This window comes from Chitinophaga sp. CF118 (assembly GCF_900112615.1).
Classification (GTDB): domain Bacteria; phylum Bacteroidota; class Bacteroidia; order Chitinophagales; family Chitinophagaceae; genus Chitinophaga.
The window spans coordinates 418817-438480 of record NZ_FOMK01000005.1; the positions used below are offsets into that span (position 1 = coordinate 418817).

The window sequence follows — 19664 nt, forward strand, 5'->3', positions numbered from 1 at the left end:
GCGCCCTATGGAATAAGGTGTATAGTATTTATCTCATACCATTAACATAAATCATTATCATGATAAACATTTTCAGTCCCGATTACGAACGATGGGAAGGAGTCTCCAGAATTAAGATTTACCTTTTAAGATTATTATATGTACTGATGGCTCTTTTTCTGGGAAAGGATGCCTGGACCTTTATTTTTACGCACAAAGGAGCATGGGATCCTGCAGAAGCTATGAACTTCTCCGTTTGGGCATCTTATTCTGTTCTATCATTATTGGGCATCTTGTATCCGCTCAGGATGCTTCCTCTGGTGATGCTGGAAATACTTTATAAAACCATATGGTTAATACTGGTTGCTTATCCATTGTGGATGTCAAATCAGCTAGCCGGTTCACCAGCAGAAGGGATGACGTTCGTATTTGCATTAGTGCCTCTGCCGATTATCGCGATGCCTTGGAAGTATGCTTTCAGAAAATATGTCCTTATGACTAAAGATGATGAGAAGCGGAAGTAAGTCAAAATATTTGAACACGATAAAGTGTAGTCTTAAAAGCCGGCAAAATAAAAACGAGAAGAACACGTCTGTATTGTTCTCGTCTCCTTTGGTACAAATTGAGTAATTTCAGACTTAGCTTTACGAGTAATCATCCTTGCAATTATAACATTAAATATTCGATTTGTAAGGATAGAATTTGTTATATTAAATATATCTGATAAGTATATCATCTATAAACTAATCTTTAAAGACCTGCCTTAAAGACATGTTTTCGATCTGAATTATGTAAATTTTACTCTTTGACCTCTTTCCACTTATTTGTTATGAACAAACCCCCAATTAATAACCCATCTGATGTACTTTCTTCCTGGCTCTTGAAGTATTATCACCACAAACATTTAATAGGCCCGAGGATCTGACAAGTTCTTTTGGTTCTATTGCATATTTGAATGAAGAAGCATTGCCATGGGAAGGAGTTGAAGAAAAAAGTAAGCCTAATTACCGTTTATACTATCAGGTTGTAATAGGCACAATTAATTTTGAAAAGGCAATATCGGCATTACTTGATATCTATGTTGATAAACGTCCGGACGTCCCGCTCTTAAAGGAGAAGCTATTCTGGCAACTATTATAATTGATTCCAAAGGGTTGGCTGTTGGACACCAAACCCTTGTTAGTGGCATTGGCTTTTAGCAGGCTGCTTTTCTGTCGTCTTTTAATTAAACGACTGTCTGAACTCCAGAGGCGAAACGTTTGTCTTTGTCTTGAAAAGTTTGCTGAACGACTGTGAATGTTCAAAGCCCAATTCATAAGCAATTTCCGAAACGGATAGATTTGTCGTTGATAATTTTTCTTTGGCTTTTTCTATGATTACATTCTGAATGTATTGTTGTGTGTTTAGTCCTGTCAATGAACTCAACATATCACTCAAATAGCGTTGCGATAGCTTCAATTCTGTGCTGATATATTTCACGGATGGCAAACCGTTCTTCAGGCTGTTTTCCTCTTCAAAATAGTTGTTTAAAAGTTTGTCCAAAGCAGTTATGATGTCGTGATTGATTGCTTTCCTCGTAATAAATTGCCTATTGTAAAAACGATTGCTGTAATTCAACAACAATTCTATTTGCGACACCAAAACATCTTGGCTGAAACCGTCAATATTATTGTCTAATTCATTGGCTATTGAAGCAAATAAACTGGCTATAACTTCTTTTTCTCTTGCAGATAAAAATAAGGCTTCTGAAACATCGTAAGAGAAAAAGCCATATTGATTCATTGTGTTTCCTAATGGATAATTTCGTATAAAGTCCGAATGGAAATACAAAGCAAGACCTTCATAGCTTTCTATGTTTTCTGGTGGATAAACAATTTGTTTTGGCTTCAAAAATGCTAATCCGCCTTCTTCAAAATCGTAATATGCTTGTCCGTATTTTATTTGTCCTGTGAATGTAGGCTTAAAGGAAATTTTGTAAAAATCGAAACTTGTTTTTTGCCCTCTTGGAAACATTTCAATCGAAACATTATTGTAATCAACCAATGCAATTAATGGATGCAATGGCGCAGGAAGTCCCAATATCCGTACAAGTTGCGATATACTTTTAATATGAGTTATGTTAGATTCTCGTTGCATTTTTTTAGTTATAAATGTAATCAACTTTGTTTTGACAGACGAATGACACTACTTGCACCTGTAACAGCTACAACTTTTTCTTTAAGATATTGCATATTCTTTCGTCTGCTGTGTAAGGTTTTGTGTGCAAGCTCATTACTTGTTCCTGCACACACCTTATTGTTGCACACACTTTGTTTTGCTTTATTATCTATCTATTTGTTTTTCTAAAACTTCAGGATAGCGGTCACCCACAAGTGTAATTCCATTTACTGTTGTGTTAATCTTTGCTAGCTCATCAGCTGTTAGTACAATATTTGTACTGCCAATGTTTTCCTCTAAACGATGCAATTTTGTAGTCCCCGGGATTGGTGCTATCCAGGGCTTTTGAGCTAAGATCCAAGCCAATGCTAATTGCCCGGTTGTAACATTTTTTTGGTTAGCAATCTTAGAAAGTTCGTCCACTAGAACCAGATTGGCTTTTATGTTCTCTTCGCTGAAACGAGGAATGACATTTCTGCGGTCGACATCCGCTAATTTTGAATTTATTGTACCTGTGAGGAAGCCTTTGCCCAAAGGACTGAACGGAACGAAACCAATTCCTAACTCTTCTAATGTTGGTATGATCTCATTTTCGGGCTCACGCCAAAACAAAGAGTATTCGCTTTGTAATGCTGTTACAGGTTGAATTGAATGTGCCTTGCGAATAGTTTTTGCGCTTGCTTCCGATAAACCGAAATATTTTACTTTACCCTCTTGTATCAAGTCTTTTACTGTACCTGCAACATCTTCTATTGGAACATTGGGGTCAACTCTGTGCTGATAAAGCAGATCGATGTAATCTGTTTTTAATCTTTTTAAAGATGCTTCGACTACTACTCTGATAGTTTCGGGTCTGCTGTCTAAACCTGTTGTTGGTCTAGCATCTTTACAACCAAATTTTGTTGCTATAACAACGTCTTTTCTATAAGGCTGTAATCCTTCGCCAACAAGTTCTTCATTGGTGTAAGGCCCGTAGGCTTCTGCGGTATCAAAAAATGTGATACCCCTTTCAACTGCGTTGCGCAGTAGTGTTATGGCATCTTTTTTATCAAGACCTTTGCCATCCAAAAAGTTTAAACCCATACAGCCAAAACCTAATGCGGAAACTTCTAATCCGCTATTCCCTAATTTTCTTTTTTGCATAATTCTTTTTTGATTGTTTCTAAAACTGAATAAATCTCAAGTACAAAATTCTTGATTGTCGTTCTATAAAAAGTAGTTAGATTGGTAATTGTTGTAGTCAAGTTTTCAAACGTTTTTCAAACACTATAAATTAGTCCGCCACCTTGATCTAACGATTTGATAGTTTCCATATCATCGGCAGACAACTCAAAGTCAAATACATTGAAATTTTCATTGATCCTTTTCACATTTGCTGATTTTGGAATAGCAACGACTTCTTTCTGAATTAACCATCGTAGAACCACTTGGGCAATACTTTTATTATATTTGCTTGAAAGCATTATTAAAGGTTCATTGTTAAAAAGATTATTTTTACCCTGAGCAAAGGGTGCCCAGGACTCCAACTGTATGCCTTGAGATTTTAAACCTTTTTGCATTTCTGTTTTTTGGGAAAATGGATGTGTTTCCACTTGATTGACTGCTGGTATCACACTATGCTGCTTCAGTAAATTCTGAATCTGATTCATATTGAAATTACTTACACCTATAGCCCTTACTTTACCTTCTCTGTATAATTCTTCCATTGCAGTCCAGGATGAGCTTACGTCTCCCTGCGGGAGATGTATCAAGTACAGATCAATATAGTCAAGACCCAATTTTGCTAGTGATGCTTCAAAGGCACTCTTTGTTTTTTCGTACCCTATATCCGCTGGCAAAAATTTTGTAGTTACAAAGATTTCTTCCCGTTTGACATTACTTTTTTTAATCGCTCTGCCCACCGATTCCTCATTATTGTATACCGAAGCTGTGTCTATAAGTCTGTAGCCGATATTTAAAGCATTTAGTACAGACTGCTCACACTCAAAACCGTCTCGAAGCAAGTACGTGCCAAAACCAAGCAGCGGCATCGTTACTCCATTGTTTAATATTACATTTTCCATTTTTGCACTTACTTAAATTTCATTGCAAAATTCTTAATAGTCGTCCGATGAAATGTATCCGAGTTGGTATTTGTTGTAGTCAAATTGTATAGCGTGGTGGCTGGGCTTGGTTGTCCGTTTTGTCTTGTCGGTCAATTGAGTGTCTGACTTTGCTTTTGAGAAAAACGGAGACAGACATCCACACTACCAAAACTACTTGGTCTGGCAAGATTGGCCAGGTGGCATGAAAGCGTCAGGCAATCTGGCTTTAAAGCTTTCAATACCATATCCAGATCCATAGAGCATCATTATGAAACCATCCTGAATTACTTCGATAATAGATCTACAAATGCATCTGCCGAATCTTTTAATGCAAAGATCAAGGCATTCAGAAGTCAGTTTAGAGGAGTAAGAAGCGTCGAATTCTTTCTGTTCAGACTAACACAATTGTATGCTTAAAAAGCTCCAGCTCCACAACATTGGGGATTGATCCGTAAAAGTTCGAACCGAATAACTAGCTGTAAACCAATAAAAAAGCCCATCTATAAGATGAGCTTTTTAGTATTCTAAATGTTAAAATTATTAACATTTCGTTAAGTACAACGGGGCGGACAAATGTCGAAGTTCTATGTGTATGATTTTAAGAGATTGTTAGGTTTTTTACCGGATAATGTAAAAATATTGTATCGAATTACTCCGTCTTAATCATAATTGAAAGTTGCAACGCCATCTATTAATATTTCCTTTTAGAAACTAATAAGTTGAATTATATAATTGACATATCTTTATAAAAACATAATCCCTTATACAATGAACCTAAAATCTGTATTGATTGTTTGTTGCTTTGTGGGTGTATCGTTCTCCTGTAATAAAACCCACGATACACTTCCTGCTCCTCAGCCGACAAACGATTTCAAACAAAACATCAGTATCCGTCTGAGTGGTGATATTACATTCACCGAAACTCCTTTAAACGGAACAAGACAAGCGCATAACTATGTATATGCCAAATCTATTTTAAGCGGTATAATGTACGCTGTTGATGTTCGTAGTGATGCAAAGCCATTTGCTGCGGGCCTTTTTACAAATCGAGACAGTATCGTGTTGTCATTACCTGCCAATAAAAATTATACTGTGACGGTAGCTGTCGTAACAAGAGGCAGTGGCCTTGGACCATGGTACGAAGAATTACCTGGTTCAGGACGTCGCTTTGAGCGCCCCTTTAACAGGTATCTCGACAACACATTAAGCTACAATGTAACAGACAGTACTTTCCTTCAAGACTTTACCTATTCTAATATGTTCGATCAGGATACTGTCAGTGCATTTTCTCCATACTATCCTGAAATGGATACTTACATTGGCAAAGTAGATGTCTATGCAGATTCTTCCCAAACCATCACGATACCGGTGAAAAGGATCGCTTTTGGCATACGTTATACAGCTTCCAATTTTACCGGTGGAAGATTAATTGTGAGTTATAGCTTTGGTGCTATGCTTACCAAATATTTTACACCACAGGATATGGGCGGCATCGCTATATATACTGTAGATGATTACAGGTATGCTGATCAGCCTACTGCATGGTTGCGTATCCTGGCCACTATTAAATGGGAAAAACCTGATGGCACAGTTGTTACCCTTGGTAGTAAAGAATTATACCCTCCCCAAAGAAACTATGTAACTACAGTTAATGTTACATTGCCAACTTCTACATCTACTGTGAATGAGGGTGTAAATATTCAGCTTACAGAAACAGACTGGAGTAGTTCTGACATCATTAATCTCTAATTATCAACATGAAAACGAAATATATATTAGTCGCGCTGTGTCTATCAGTGGTAACTGCTTTTTATGCATGTAAAAAGTCTGAGAAGCTGACACCTGAAACTGAGATCAGTGTTGAGAAAATAAAGGTAGGTGTACGAATAAGCGGTATCACTACCGTCACAACCCCTATGGAAAATGGGAAGAAATTGCCAGTTTCTGTAGCTGCCAGATCGATCTTCGACAGTACTTTTTATGCCGTAGATGTACGGCTGCTAAACGGAGCTCCATATGCTCAGGGCCTTTACAATTCACCTGAAGGAATTGTGCTGGAGCTGACAAAGAATGAGCTATATCTGATACGGGTAGCTGCCATTAAAAAAGGAACCAGTTATGGCATACCACCGGCAGGTACTTCCGGAGGATATGTGTATCTCTACAGACCATTTGATAAGCCGGTAAAAAATGAAATGGTATATAATACTGCTGTTCCTAATTCGCCTGATGCACTGAATCCAACTTTTCTGGATAGCGTAACCTACATGCCTGTATTAGAGAATCCCTTTACAGGAGAAACCGGCGCGTATGTATATCCGGAACTGGAAACTTATTATCAGTCGGTGCAGTTTAGTGCCGCAGATACTTCTTCATCTCTTAATCTTGCTCTCCGCAGGATCTGTTTTGGTATTAATTATAACCTGATCAATTTTGAAGATGGTACTCTGAAAGTCGAATATGACGGGGAGATGAAAACTAAAACATTCAGCCAGTACGGAGGCTATGATGAACATTTAAGTATTTATACAGCGGATCATTTCCGTTATAGCGATACGATCTATCAACCGGTTAATCTTACGTTTACTTTTGTAAAATTTGATGGTACAATTGTGCCAATGGGAACTAAGTCGTTATATCCAAGAAGAAATATGCTCACAACAATCAATGTTACACAGCCGGCCGCCGGCAGAACAGCTGATGTGAATACAAATATCTTCCTTACAGATACCGCTTTTGCAGGTGGTACCACGGTGCAATTCTAATTATAGTTTGCCTGTTTTAGCCTTCTTTATGATAATGCGCAGCACTATCATAAAGAAGGCTAATTTTTTATAATTTACTTAAGTAATGTAAAAGAAATACCTACATATTTTTCAGGTCATTCATCATATCGATTACAGGCAACATCAAAATTATAAAGGACGATATCGATTCAATCATTGCATTTAATCAAGCTGTTAAAAAGGACAATGAGTTGAGAGTTGATATCTTGGCAGGATGTAGGCAGCTTATACGCTGGATGATTTATCAGACTCCCTGGAGGGAACAGTATATATTATGTAGATGTATGATCCATATGGTGCGTGCCCTGCATAGAGGAGTTCGCATACACAAAAAATGGAGAGATATGATTAAGTATTATAAACTGCCTGCCTGCATGTGCGCGCCAATAAGCTTCTTAGAAGTGACCTGCTCCGGCAGCTGGCAGGTAATGGTGAACTGGCGATCCCTCATTACCCGCTAATTGATAGAAATGCAGCAATCGTTAATGATAATGCAGAATTACCCGGTAATACGGCAAAATTTCGTGTTCAGATTCAAGTCTATCTCATTGATCTCACCGTGAGGAATTGCTAATACGAAAAAAGGAACATCGTTTCGATGTTCCTTTTTTCGTGTACAACGGGCCGGACAACTGTCGAACTTTTGGGTGGGGGATTTTAATATGATAAGGCTAGTGATTAAATTAATTATCTGTCGCATGGGGCCAAATATTGATCTACGCCAATGAATTTGACGGCCTATGTGAGGATTTCATCACCTTACCTCATTTTTTAGACAACACTTTAAGCCACAGAGGGCACGACAATATTAAGTTTACGATATACATGAAACTTTACAATCTTTAAATAAAGTTTACCATATACATGAAACTCATCCAAAGGACATTATATAACTGAACGGGTAATTCCACTTGTTAATAAGCAGGTCATTAAGGAGAATCTGCAGCCTTTGGGAATAGGGAGCATGCGATTTAACAGGAAAATCCATTCCCAATTAATTTCAAGCCCATTTATAGGCTGATTGTAGCCCAAAAAATGCATTATTTGGGCTACATTTGTCTTTTTTTTGGGCTTGAAATGAAAAATGCATAAAAATGGCAGATAACCATCAAACTGAAATCCTCAGATTTATCAAAGAAAATCCCTCTAGTTCTTCTAAAATGATCCACGAAAGTCTGGAGTTTACTATTGGGTATACTTCATTAAAGCGGATATTAGTTAAGCTGACATCAGATAATTTAATAATAACAGAGGGAAAGGGTAAAGGAACGAAATATGTCCTAAGTCCATCCTATGAATTATCCCACCCAATTGATGTTCAGGCATACTTTGAAAAGGAAATTGATGAAAGGCAAATAAAAGAGAACTTTAATCTATCATTAATTGCTGAAGTCTTAAGTCGTGCAAACCTTTTTACAGATGATGAAGAGCGATACCTGAATTCTCTCCAACATGAATTTAAAAATAATGTTTCCCATCTGTCGGCATCATCATATGATAAAGAGATGGAACGACTTGCCATTGACTTAAGTTGGAAATCATCCCAGATTGAAGGCAATACATATTCACTTCTTGAAACAGAACGTTTACTTAAGGAAAAAGAAACCGCGGCAGGTAAACCAAAGGATGATGCGATCATGCTGCTTAATCATAAAGAAGCAATAAATTTTATCATTGAGCATCCGGATTACGTTGTTCCCTTAACAGTATCAAGAATAGAAGATATTCACAGCTTATTAGTCAAAGATTTAGGCGTTGATCGAAATATCAGGCAAAGAAGGGTTGGTATTTCAGGAACAAATTATAAGCCGTTGGATAATGAGCATCAGATCAGAGATGCATTAAGAGACATGTGCGAACTAGTAAATAGCAAAAGCAGCGTATTTGAGAAAGCACTTCTTACGCTAGTCTTGCTTTCATATATTCAGGCATTCGTAGATGGGAATAAGAGGACAGCGCGTATAGTGAGCAATGCTATATTAATTGCACATCAATATTGCCCTATTTCATTCCGGACAGTGGATTCTATCGAATATAAAAAAGCAATGCTTATATTTTACGAACAAAATAATATGAGCGCTTTTAAAGAGATTTTTAAGAGTCAATTTGAATTCGCGGTGAAGACTTATTTTTAGTAATTGAGGAAGAGCAGGCAGTTTATAAATATTTGATCTGAATCACGAGTGAAGCCGGTCCGCATAATGATTACGAAATTGATCAACATATTTAATATGTCAGTCGAACTTTCCAAAAAAGATAAGCGCATTGCTAGGGACGTGATAGAAAAGGGTTTGCAGAAAGAATTTCAGCAAGGCTTGCAACAATTTGATGCCATTTTGCAAAAGTGGAAAAATGAGCAACAGGATAACAGGGATATCTATCATAACTTATTTAAATCCGTTCACGACTTTGATAAGCACATAGCACGGCGATATGATAATATGAAAGGATCGACTTATCTGCTGATTCTAGTTGCTCAATTAATGGGCAACCTTATCTGTGAAGAAGATTTGATTGAATTGAACCCTGATGTGCGCAATGATATCATATATGCTGCTATGGGATAGTAGAGTTCGACTTACCTATCAGGGATTAAAACAAAAGCCTCGTAAACTTTCATTTACAAGGCCTTACGTTTCGTGTACAACGGACCGGACAACTGTCGAACTTCTGGGTGGAAGATTTCTATAGAATGTTTAGTATTTAATGCTCTAAATTGTATTATTACATATTTCTTAAGTCATTCATTATATCGATCAAAGGCAAAACAGTCACATCATGAGCCGCGGGGAAACGATCTTTGCCCGGATAAACGATAAAGCGGTTAGTGGCTTGAATATCCTCACATCCAAAATGAAAACCCTTTGACAGGGTTGGAGCAAGCGATCGCTTAATTTCTATTGCCCATCTTTTGCCGGGGCTTTGTTCAATTACCAGATCTATTTCTGCTCCTGCGGATGTACGATAAAACCAGGGGGTAGCACCAATAGGTAAACATGATAATAGATTCTCAATGACAAAGCCTTCCCAACTTGCACCGACAACCGGATGGCCTAAAACATCATCCAGTGTTGTAAGATTTAATAAAGCATGAGTCAGTCCACTGTCACGAATATAAATTTTGGGAGATTTTACAAGTCGTTTTCCGAGATTTCCAGACCACGGTCGTAATGTACGTATCAATAGTAAATCTTCTAATAGTTCAATATAACGTTTTGCTGTTGGGGCTGTAACGCCCAGATTTGCACCCATTTGCGCTATATTGATTTGTCCGCCCTGGCTATGTGCTAACATTGTCCAGAGTAATCGCAAGCTTGTCGCAGGTATTCTGGCCCCGAATTGAGGAACATCTCGTTCCAGATAGGTGCTTATAAAATTCATTCGCCACCGTAAACTCGCCGGATCATTTCTGGCTAAGAAGCTATCCGGGAAGCCTCCCCTTAACCATAATTGGTCCTGATCTGCCTGATTGACTTCAGATACCGTCAAACCTGAAAGTTCCTTATAAGCAATACGCCCTGCTAATGATTCTGAAGATTGTTTTAAAAGATCAAGAGAAGCCGATCCTAAAATAAGGAATTGTCCGGTCTTGTGCCCTTGCCGACGTTGTCGGTCGATAACCCCACGTAAAATTTGGAATAATTCAGGAACACGCTGAATTTCATCAAGAATAATTAGTCTGCCTTTGTGCAATTCAAAATATGCTTCTGACTCGTTAAGTTTAGCTCTGTCAGTGGGGCTTTCCAGATCAAGATAAATGGGGTCAGGTGTAAATGAGGCCGCTATTTCCTCTGCCAAAGTGGTTTTTCCAACCTGCCGTGGCCCTAAAACGCCTACAGCAGAGAATTCTTCCAGTAATTGGACAATTTCAGACTTAGCTTTGCGTGTAATCATCCTTGCAATTATAATATTAAATATTCGATTTGCAAGGATAAATTCTTAAAACTAGTATGGTTAATGGGGAAATCCGAGGATGGGACGCATATTTGTTTTTACCTCCATGTGGCCGGACTAGCAAGGTTATTGGCAGAAAATAAAAAGGGAACAATGCATCAACTGTATTGTTCCCTTTTAGTGTCCAACTGACCGGACAAATGTCCAACTTATACCTGCCAGATTTTAAGCAATTAACTAAAAGCCCTCATAATTCATAAAAAAAAGTTTCCTTAGGATCAATATAAAAGTCCTTGATAAACTGTGTAACAGCGACCTGAGTTTTATGGCTATGCATCAGTTGATGAATATCGGATTGTATTTTTTTGTTTAATGCCCGATAATTTACCCCTTCCCTTATTAATTCCAGTGGAGCAATAGATTTACTTAAATGGGAGAATGCCTGTACAGCAGAAAATATAGGGTTTAAATGTAACATGTGCAGTTCCTCATCAAGTTCTTTCACCTGATCTTTCAATAATTGAATATAAACATTCAACGTTGCGGAGGGCATATTATTGAAATTTTCATCGTGTCCTTTTATCCATTGCATTTCGAGCTGCAACAATTGCATCAAATCCTTATTTTCGTATGCAACCGTTACCTTCTTCATCATTTCCTCTTTTTCTATTTTCAATATCTCATCTGGTTCGGTATCAGGATGTAAAATTTTAGCCAGGGCAATGTAAATGCTGCGAATGCTTTTATTTTTTAACGCTTCCTTTTGCTGTTCCAGCTTTTCTTTTTCCAGTTGTTTTTTAGTTTTGGGTTTCGCGCCTTTCTCGCTTTCTTTCTGCTCCCACTGCTTTTTAAGTTCTTCCTCTATCTTATCGAAGTCGGGGTTCTCTGTAAGTATTGATGGGTCAATTTGTAGTCCAAACTCTTCATACAGCATTGCACTGAAGTCTTCTTTCATAGCAGATTCCTGCCGCGAAAGTTCTTCCTCATAGTTTAAGCCGCTATACTTTTTATATAGTTCTTTAGTTTCATCAGTGGGTTCTATCACGCTAAAAGCATCGTTTAAGAAATCAAGTAGCAAAGTATCTAGCTTTTGATTTTGAGTACGGGATAATTTTATATCTGTTCTTTTCTTATTCAGCAAATGGCAAATTTCGATCTTCAATCTTCCCAATTCAAGTATATGAGGATGGACATCTTTTTGATACAAGCTGTTTAAATGTTCCAGCTTATCAGTTTCGTCCGATATCTGTTTTTGCAATTTTTCTATACGTTTGGAGAGCCTGTTGAAGGCTTGCTGTTCCTTTGATAATGGAATGTTACTGTTTTTTATCTGAACAGGTTTGTGAGGAGCGTCATTATTGTTTTGGGTGCTGTCAAACAGATTCCGCTGCATGTTTTTTTATTTCAAAAATAAGGATGTGTATATAAACGCCCAAAAATGCATATATGATTTTCTGGGATTGTATTAATAATAAGGCTCGTGATGATGTAATTGATATTGTAAATATTCCAGGTTCGATTTATCTATCAGGAGATTAAAACAAAAAGCCTCGTAAACTTTCATTTACAAGGCTTTATAATTCGTGTACCGCGTACGGGAGTCGAACCCGTCATTCCTCCGTGAAAGGGAGGTGTATTAACCGATTTACCAACGCGGCGAATACATTCCTATATTTTAGGACTGCAAAGGTAGGGTCTATTTTGATATTTTCAAAAAAAACTTGCTTAACTTAAATTTATATTGCTTAATCCCTGTATTGCTTGTAAATTCGCTACTCAATTTTTTTCAATCTTAACAAACTCAGTGTAAAATGGGAACTACTCTTAAAATCGGTATTAATGGTTTCGGTCGTATTGGCCGTTTAGTATACCGTCAGATCTCTAAAATGCCCGGCATAGACGTGGTAGCTATTAATGACCTTACAAGTCCCGCTGTATTAGCTCATTTGCTGAAGTATGACTCCGCTCAGGGTCGTTTTGATGCAGACGTTAAGCATTCTGAAAACTCAATTTCTGTAGACGGTGCAGAAATTAAAATATACGCACAGAGAGATCCTTCTCAAATTCCCTGGGGACAGCATGGCATTGACGTGGTAATTGAATCTACTGGTTTCTTCGCAGATAGAGATAAAGCTGCTGCTCACATTACTGCTGGCGCTAAAAGAGTTGTTATTTCCGCTCCTGCTACCGGCGACCTGAAAACTGTTGTTTTCAACGTAAACCATGACATCCTGGATGGTAGCGAAACCGTTATCTCTTGCGCTTCCTGCACTACCAACTGTCTGGCTCCAATGGCAAAAGTTCTGGATGATAAATACGGTATTGAATTAGGTTTCATGACCACCATCCACGCTTATACAAACGACCAGAACACCCTGGATGCTCCTCATCCAAAAGGTGACCTGCGCCGTGCTCGTGCTGCTGCCGCTAATATCGTTCCTAACAGCACCGGTGCTGCTAAAGCAATCGGCCTGGTACTGCCTAAACTGAAAGGCAAACTGGACGGTAGCGCTCAACGCGTACCAACCATCACCGGTTCTTTAACTGAACTGACTACCATCCTGAACAAAAAAGTAACAGCAGAAGAAATCAACGCCGCTATGAAAGCAGCTTCTAACGAATCTTTCGGTTATACCGAAGACGAAATCGTGAGCAGCGACATCATCGGTATCCACTTCGGTTCCCTGTACGATGCTACACAAACCAAAGTAATCACTGTTGGCGACAAACAACTGGTTAAAACCGTTTCCTGGTACGATAACGAAATGAGCTACGTATCCCAGCTGGTACGTACCGTTAAGTACTTTGCCGGCCTGATCAGCAAATAAGTTATCACATGATCGTGTAAATGGTGAATGGTAAATGGTGAATGATCACCATTCACTGTTCACCATTTACCATTTACTCACCAGACCTCTCCATCTTAAAATAGTTCACAAATGAGCAAATTCTCCGATTTCAATTTCAGCGGTCACAAGGCTCTCGTGCGTGTTGACTTCAACGTGCCCCTGAATGATAAATATGAAATTACTGATGATACCCGCATGACTGCTGCCGTTCCTACGATCAAAAAGATCCTGAAAGATGGCGGTAGCGTGATCCTGATGTCTCACCTGGGTCGTCCAAAAGATGGTCCTACTGATAAGTATTCCCTGAAACACCTGGTTTACCACCTGGTGAAACTTCTGGAAGGTACTACCGTGAAGTTTGCAGAAGACTGTGTTGGCCCCGTAGCAGAAGCTGCAGCCGCCAGCCTGCAACCTGGAGAGGTACTACTGCTGGAAAACCTCCGCTTCTACAAAGAAGAAGAAAAAGGAGATAAAACATTTGCAGAAAAACTCTCTAAACTGGGAGATGTTTACGTGAACGATGCCTTCGGTACCGCTCACCGTGCTCACGCTTCTACCGCTGTTATTGCTGAATTCTACCCTTCAGATAAACGTATATTCGGCCTGCTGATGGAAGCTGAAGTAGGTAACGCAGAAAAAGTATTACACAAATCTGAAAGACCGTTTACCGCTATCCTCGGTGGTGCTAAGGTGAGCGATAAAATCCTCATCATAGAAAACCTGCTGGAAAGAGCAAATAATATTATCATCGGTGGAGGTATGGCTTACACTTTCCTGAAAGCTCAGGGTAAAGAAATAGGTAGCTCACTGTGTGAAACAGAAAAACTGGACCTGGCACTCGAACTGCTGGCGAAAGCAAAAGCTAAAGGCGTTGCGCTGATCCTTCCGGTAGATTCTATCGCTGCAGACAAGTTTGCTGCCGATGCAAATACCCAGGCGGTTAGCAACGATAACATCCCTGCCGGCTGGATGGGATTGGATATAGGCGAAAAATCAGTAGCAATATTCAGCGAAACTATCCAGCAATCAAAAACCATCCTGTGGAACGGTCCTATGGGTGTGTTTGAAATGGCTGCCTTCCAGCATGGTACAAAAGCAGTGGCAAATGCTATCGCTAAAGCTACTTCACAGGGTGCTTTCTCTCTGGTAGGTGGCGGCGACTCCGTTGCTGCTGTAAACCAGTTTGGCCTGGCCGACAAAGTAAGCTACGTATCCACCGGTGGTGGTGCACTGCTGGAATACTTTGAAGGTAAAACCTTACCAGGTATCGCTGCAATCAAAGGATAATCTCCTTCAACATATAATTCAAACGCCCTACACGGTTGCTTTTGCAGCCAGTGTCGGGCGTTTTGAATTATATATCTCCTGCCACTATTAAACATTTTACATTTTTTGAGTATATTGATGAGTATGAGCAAACTTTTCCGGCATTTATATTTCCAGGTAATCATCGCAATAATACTCGGTATACTCGTAGGTGCATTCTTTCCCGGTTTTGCCGGTACCGGCAAAGTGATAAGCGAAGTTTTTATTAACCTGATCAAAATGCTGATAGCTCCCATCATATTCCTTACCATCGTATTGGGTATTGCAAGGATGGGAGATATGAAAAAAGTAGGACGGGTAGGAGGAAAGGCCCTGCTGTATTTTGAGATCGTTACTACCCTGGCAATTACAATAGGAATCGTTGTTGCAAATCTGCTGAAACCCGGCTATGGGGTTATCTTTACCAATACAAATGCATCTGCCCTTGCCAAAATAGAAAAAGATGCTGCGGCATTCAACTGGACAGAGTTTCTGATGCATATCGTGCCTTCAAACGCTATAGATGCTTTTGCGAAAGGGGATATCCTGCAGGTGCTGGTGTTTGCTATTCTGTTTGGTTATGGTATCACCAAACTGAATGGCCCCGCTGCTTCATCATTACTTGGAACTTTTGAAAGACTGGGAGAGGTTTTCTTTAATATCCTGAAGTTCATTATGCGGCTGGCACCACTGGGAGCCTTTGGCGGCATGGCTTACACTATTGGCAGTTTTGGATTGCAATCACTCACCCCAATGGTGAAACTAATGGGGTGTGTATACCTGACAATGTTCCTCTTCATTTTTGTGGTTTTGAATGGCATTGCCCGTTTTTATGGTTTTAGCCTGTGGCGCTATCTGAAATATATACGTAACGAAATATTACTGGTGCTGGGTACCTCTTCTTCCGAATCTGCCCTGCCAGGATTAATGGAACGGCTGGAAAAACTAGGTTGTTCCCGGGAGGTTGTGGGCCTGGTAGTACCTGCGGGATATTCCTTTAACCTGGATGGTACCAGTATCTACCTGTCTATGGCAGTTATATTCCTGGCGCAGGTATTTAATGTGCCCTTAACAATATGGCAGGAACTAACAGTACTGGGCATCCTGATGATCACCTCAAAAGGTGCTGCAGGAATTACCGGAAGTGGATTCATCGTTTTGGCATCTACCTTATCAGTGATCAAGGTGATTCCTGTAGAAGGACTGGCCATCCTGATAGGGGTAGACAGATTTATGTCTGAAGCCCGTGCTATTACCAACCTCATAGGTAACGGAGTGGCAACTATCGTAATGGCTAAAAGCGAAAATGCGTTTGATGAAGAAATGTATCGTCAAGCAACACATAATACTTAATTTTAGATAAGGGTGCAACCATTTGCTGAATAACCCCTTATCTTTTCCCACTGTATGATATCGATCCTCTCCAAAGGTCTGTGTTGCTTTACCGCCTTTTTATGGGTGGTGGCTTTTTGCTTTCTGCCTGCAAAAGCACAGGATTCCGATATCTCTTATTCTTTCATGCACCTGGATATCCGGAACGGTCTGGCCAGCAATCATGTATCTGCTATTATGCAGGACAGAAAAGGCTTTATCTGGATAGCCAGTACCGCATTGCAACGCTATGACGGACAAAACCTGGTGACTATCGCCAGCTTCGATAAAGTTCCCGGTTCTATTTATTATGACGATATATGCCTGTGCGAAGACAAACAAGGTCGTATCTGGATGGGGGCGCCGGATAATATCCGGTATTATGATCCCGTTATGGCAAAGGTAAAAGTGCTGAAGACAGATATTCTGCCGGCTGTACAGGGAAACCTGAATTGTAGTCAGATCATTGAAGACCACACTGGAATAATTTGGATCACCACACAGGAAGGACTACTGCAATATGATGCCTCAAAAGAACAGTTTGTAAAACCGGCTCATCTTCCGGAAGTATTAAGACGGGAAATGTATAGTGCCATCATTGAAGATGATATGGGCAATCTGTGGATCAGCGGAAGGAATGGTATATATATGCTGGATGAGAGCCGGAGACGCCTGTACAGTGCAACTAATAATCCATTGCGAAACCCTTTGCTGGCTGTAAATGGCAGCGTCCGGAAATTTTATATAGATGAACAACGCCGATTGTGGGCGTCCGTCCGTGGCCACAGTGTGCTCTATTGTTATCATCTTGATAGTGGTGTTCTTGATAGGTATAAACTGCCTCTGAAATCTGACCGTAAAAGAGATCCTCCCGGTAATATAATCACCGACTTCTGTACAGACAAGGACCATAATACATGGGTTGCTACCGAGTTGGGAGGTGTTTACCGTTTCGACGATAGCAGCCATCGCTTTACAATAAATATCACTGCCGATAATGAAGATGAAAGTGGACTACACTACGCTTTCGAAGCAAATTGTTTCCTGAGCGACCGTGATGGCTACCTGTGGATAGGCACTGATGCAGGCGTGAATATTCTGAGCCTGTCAGATAAGTCCTTCCGGATCATGAATAATCATACCGTATTTAAAGGCTCTTCCGGCAAACTACCCAAAGCCGAAGTGACGGGATTATTCCAGGATAGTAAAGGCAATATCTATGCAGGTTACTGGGGCAAAGGTTTCAGTTGGCTGGCTCCGACACTGGCATTCAAAAAACAATTAGCACACGGAGAGAATGATTCCCTGCATTTCCTGCCGGAAGATCACAACCTTGTATGGAGCTTTGCTGAAATGCCCGATGGAAAAGTCCTGGTGGGACAAGAAAATGGCTGGTTATCCGTCTTCGATCCGCAGAAAGGAATTTTTACAGCACATCACCAATCCCCTCTCTTCGGTGAACAAACATTGATGGCCATGGAGGTGGAAAATGATACAGCGGTATGGATAGGCTTATACAAAAAAGGACTGGCCCGCTGGGACCCTAAGCATAACCGTTTTTATCACTACCCGGCGCTCACCAATTATCTGAAGCGCCCTATAACGGTCATGGATATTGCCTTACAGCAGGATTCTCTGCTCTGGTTATCTACCAGCGATGCCGGACTGATAAGGTTTAACCGCTTTACTCAAACTGTCAGTTCGGCAATTATTTTTCATATCGATAAACTCTCTATCAGCAATATCACCAGCATCAATATGCTGAACGATACTACCCTGGTAGCCGGTACAGACCATGGATTATGGTTTTATAATACCCGGACGGGTAACGTGAAATCATTAAAGATAAACGGTGCCCTCTTTGATGAATGGGTCCTGAGCATACAGAAGGATGACCATAACGGCCTGTGGTTTACTACGCAGCTTGGATTCTACCGTTTTAACAGCACCAATTTTTCCATCAGCACATTTACACAAACAGATGATATTATTGATAATAACCGCAAGGTAAGACGATATATTACCCGGCTGCAGGATGGGCGGTTGATGGTGGGTGCATCCGACCATTTTATAATATTTGACCCGGACGGACTGAAAACTGCGCCTCCTCCTCCTGATGTAACCATCATCGGTTTCAAAACAATGGACAGCTCTGTACACTTATCTCTGGGGAAGCCGGTTATGCTATCTTACAGACAGAATATTATCAGTATCGAATTTAAAAGCCTGCAATATCATCATGAGGTAATCCGGTATCTCTACCAACTGGAAGGCGTAGATGAAAAATGGGTAAAAGCAGAAGGTATGCTGGTAGCCAGATACACCAATCTACCACCTGGTAACTATACCTTCAGGGTAAGGAGTGTGAATACGGCTGGTACTTTTTCTGCCGGTATCACAGAATTACGGATCAATATTCTACCAGCCTTTTGGCAAACCACCTGGTTTAAGGTGCTGTGTTTATTGCTGATCATCTTCCTGATATACCTTTATTTCAAACTACGCATATACTATATTAAACAGGAAGCCAGACGCAGAACAGCGGTTCAGCAACAGATGGCTCAACTGGAAATGAAAGCGCTGCGTGCGCAGATGAATCCTCATTTCATCTTTAATGCGCTTAACTCTATCCAGACATTTATGATGAAGAATGAAACTGAGCAGGCATTATCTTACCTGAGTCGTTTTGCCCGCCTCATAAGGAATGTGCTGGATACTTCCCAACTGAATATCATCCCGGTTTCCAGGGAAATAAAGATGCTGGAAAATTATCTGGAACTGGAGAAACTTCGTTTTGCCGATCAGTTCAGCTATAGTATTACCGTGGATGATGACCTGGATGCAGACTTCACAGATATCCCGACGATGGTATTACAGCCATTTGTAGAGAATGCCATCTGGCATGGATTACTGTATAAAAAAGAAAAAGGGCATGTGAGCATTGCTTTTCATAAGATTAAAGATCGTGTGTTGTGTATTATTAAGGATGATGGGATAGGGAGAGATGGTGCTTCCGCTTTACGTCAGCAATCCGGGCATATGCATCATTCAAGGGGATTGCAAATTACCAGGGACAGACTGACACTATATAATAATCGTTTTAACCTGGATGCCACATTTGATATTGAAGATCTTTTTGATGATGCAGGGACACCCTGTGGAACAAGGGTAAATGTATGGTTCCCGATGAGTGAGGTATAAGATTTCTTGTATAAGGGTCAATATCCTTTCTTGTAAAA

General features: G+C 40.0%; 15 protein-coding genes and 1 tRNA gene. 10 read left to right on the forward strand and 6 right to left on the reverse strand.

The genetic code is table 11. The features are described from left to right. The first annotated feature begins 59 nt into the window (after positions 1 to 59). Positions 60 to 503, forward strand: a complete 444-nt coding sequence (locus BM176_RS22025) for a hypothetical protein (RefSeq protein ID WP_090106476.1) — start codon at positions 60 to 62, stop codon at positions 501 to 503. A gap of 697 nt (positions 504 to 1200) precedes the next feature. Here the strand turns inward: BM176_RS22025 and BM176_RS22035 are convergent. The 3 genes from BM176_RS22035 to BM176_RS22045 all read right to left on the reverse strand — a co-directional run bounded on the left by BM176_RS22035 (position 1201) and on the right by BM176_RS22045 (position 4199). Further along, positions 1201 to 2115 carry a helix-turn-helix domain-containing protein gene (locus tag BM176_RS22035; protein ID WP_090106478.1) on the reverse strand — a complete coding sequence of 305 codons (915 nt, stop codon included), beginning with the start codon at positions 2113 to 2115 and terminating at the stop codon, positions 1201 to 1203. A gap of 186 nt (positions 2116 to 2301) precedes the next feature. After that, positions 2302 to 3279: an aldo/keto reductase gene (locus BM176_RS22040; protein ID WP_090106479.1), complete on the reverse strand. Its 978-nt coding sequence runs from the start codon at positions 3277 to 3279 to the stop codon at positions 2302 to 2304. 116 nt (positions 3280 to 3395) lie between these two features. Continuing rightward, entirely contained in the window at positions 3396 to 4199 is an 804-nt protein-coding gene (locus BM176_RS22045) for an aldo/keto reductase (RefSeq protein ID WP_090106480.1), read from the reverse strand. Positions 4200 to 4409: 210 nt separating this feature from the next. On the opposite strand from BM176_RS22045, the gene BM176_RS22050 reads away from it, so the two are divergent. The 5 genes from BM176_RS22050 to BM176_RS22070 all read left to right on the forward strand — a co-directional run bounded on the left by BM176_RS22050 (position 4410) and on the right by BM176_RS22070 (position 9573). Then, positions 4410 to 4637: a transposase gene (locus BM176_RS22050; protein WP_218162262.1), complete on the forward strand. Its 228-nt coding sequence runs from the start codon at positions 4410 to 4412 to the stop codon at positions 4635 to 4637. Between the two features lie 351 nt (positions 4638 to 4988). Further along, positions 4989 to 5969 (forward strand): hypothetical protein, encoded by a 981-nt coding sequence (locus BM176_RS22055; RefSeq protein ID WP_090106481.1) that lies wholly within the window; start codon positions 4989 to 4991, stop codon positions 5967 to 5969. An 8-nt stretch (positions 5970 to 5977) separates the two neighbouring features. Further along, complete coding sequence (locus BM176_RS22060) at positions 5978 to 6985, forward strand: hypothetical protein (protein WP_090106482.1); 1008 nt, start codon at positions 5978 to 5980, stop codon at positions 6983 to 6985. A 1115-nt stretch (positions 6986 to 8100) separates the two neighbouring features. After that, positions 8101 to 9141, forward strand: a complete 1041-nt coding sequence (locus BM176_RS22065; RefSeq protein WP_090106483.1) for a Fic family protein — start codon at positions 8101 to 8103, stop codon at positions 9139 to 9141. Between the two features lie 96 nt (positions 9142 to 9237). Continuing rightward, positions 9238 to 9573 (forward strand): hypothetical protein, encoded by a 336-nt coding sequence (locus BM176_RS22070; protein ID WP_143097877.1) that lies wholly within the window; start codon positions 9238 to 9240, stop codon positions 9571 to 9573. A gap of 157 nt (positions 9574 to 9730) precedes the next feature. Here BM176_RS22070 and BM176_RS22075 read toward each other — a convergent pair whose 3' ends face one another. The 3 genes from BM176_RS22075 to BM176_RS22085 all read right to left on the reverse strand — a co-directional run bounded on the left by BM176_RS22075 (position 9731) and on the right by BM176_RS22085 (position 12558). Beyond that, complete coding sequence (locus BM176_RS22075) at positions 9731 to 10900, reverse strand: ATP-binding protein (RefSeq protein WP_090106485.1); 1170 nt, start codon at positions 10898 to 10900, stop codon at positions 9731 to 9733. 247 nt (positions 10901 to 11147) lie between these two features. Beyond that, the gene (locus BM176_RS22080) at positions 11148 to 12158 is read right to left on the reverse strand and encodes a J domain-containing protein (RefSeq protein WP_143097878.1); all 1011 of its coding nucleotides are present in this window, start codon (positions 12156 to 12158) and stop codon (positions 11148 to 11150) included. Positions 12159 to 12486: 328 nt separating this feature from the next. Further along, positions 12487 to 12558: transfer RNA gene (locus BM176_RS22085), tRNA-Glu, on the reverse strand. A gap of 153 nt (positions 12559 to 12711) precedes the next feature. Here BM176_RS22085 and gap point away from each other — a divergent pair. From gap to BM176_RS22105, 4 genes are all read left to right on the forward strand, one after another. After that, entirely contained in the window at positions 12712 to 13728 is a 1017-nt protein-coding gene (gene gap / locus BM176_RS22090) for a type I glyceraldehyde-3-phosphate dehydrogenase (RefSeq protein WP_089782300.1), read from the forward strand. A 111-nt stretch (positions 13729 to 13839) separates the two neighbouring features. Beyond that, on the forward strand, positions 13840 to 15036 hold the full coding sequence (pgk, locus tag BM176_RS22095; protein WP_090106487.1) for a phosphoglycerate kinase: 1197 nt from the start codon (positions 13840 to 13842) through the stop codon (positions 15034 to 15036). A gap of 123 nt (positions 15037 to 15159) precedes the next feature. Next, positions 15160 to 16407 (forward strand): C4-dicarboxylate transporter DctA, encoded by a 1248-nt coding sequence (gene dctA, locus BM176_RS22100; RefSeq protein ID WP_090106488.1) that lies wholly within the window; start codon positions 15160 to 15162, stop codon positions 16405 to 16407. A gap of 54 nt (positions 16408 to 16461) precedes the next feature. Beyond that, the gene (locus tag BM176_RS22105) at positions 16462 to 19626 is read left to right on the forward strand and encodes a two-component regulator propeller domain-containing protein (protein ID WP_090106489.1); all 3165 of its coding nucleotides are present in this window, start codon (positions 16462 to 16464) and stop codon (positions 19624 to 19626) included. The last annotated feature ends 38 nt before the right edge of the window (positions 19627 to 19664 follow it).

Coding starts and splice junctions, on each gene's coding strand:
- BM176_RS22025 (WP_090106476.1), top strand. CDS start 60: ATGATAAACATTTTCAGTCCCGATTACGAACGATGGGAAGGAGTCTCC.
- BM176_RS22035 (WP_090106478.1), bottom strand. CDS start 2,115: ATGCAACGAGAATCTAACATAACTCATATTAAAAGTATATCGCAACTT.
- BM176_RS22040 (WP_090106479.1), bottom strand. CDS start 3,279: ATGCAAAAAAGAAAATTAGGGAATAGCGGATTAGAAGTTTCCGCATTA.
- BM176_RS22045 (WP_090106480.1), bottom strand. CDS start 4,199: ATGGAAAATGTAATATTAAACAATGGAGTAACGATGCCGCTGCTTGGT.
- BM176_RS22055 (WP_090106481.1), top strand. CDS start 4,989: ATGAACCTAAAATCTGTATTGATTGTTTGTTGCTTTGTGGGTGTATCG.
- BM176_RS22060 (WP_090106482.1), top strand. CDS start 5,978: ATGAAAACGAAATATATATTAGTCGCGCTGTGTCTATCAGTGGTAACT.
- BM176_RS22065 (WP_090106483.1), top strand. CDS start 8,101: ATGGCAGATAACCATCAAACTGAAATCCTCAGATTTATCAAAGAAAAT.
- BM176_RS22070 (WP_143097877.1), top strand. CDS start 9,238: ATGTCAGTCGAACTTTCCAAAAAAGATAAGCGCATTGCTAGGGACGTG.
- BM176_RS22075 (WP_090106485.1), bottom strand. CDS start 10,900: ATGATTACACGCAAAGCTAAGTCTGAAATTGTCCAATTACTGGAAGAA.
- gap (WP_089782300.1), top strand. CDS start 12,712: ATGGGAACTACTCTTAAAATCGGTATTAATGGTTTCGGTCGTATTGGC.
- pgk (WP_090106487.1), top strand. CDS start 13,840: ATGAGCAAATTCTCCGATTTCAATTTCAGCGGTCACAAGGCTCTCGTG.
- dctA (WP_090106488.1), top strand. CDS start 15,160: ATGAGCAAACTTTTCCGGCATTTATATTTCCAGGTAATCATCGCAATA.
- BM176_RS22105 (WP_090106489.1), top strand. CDS start 16,462: ATGATATCGATCCTCTCCAAAGGTCTGTGTTGCTTTACCGCCTTTTTA.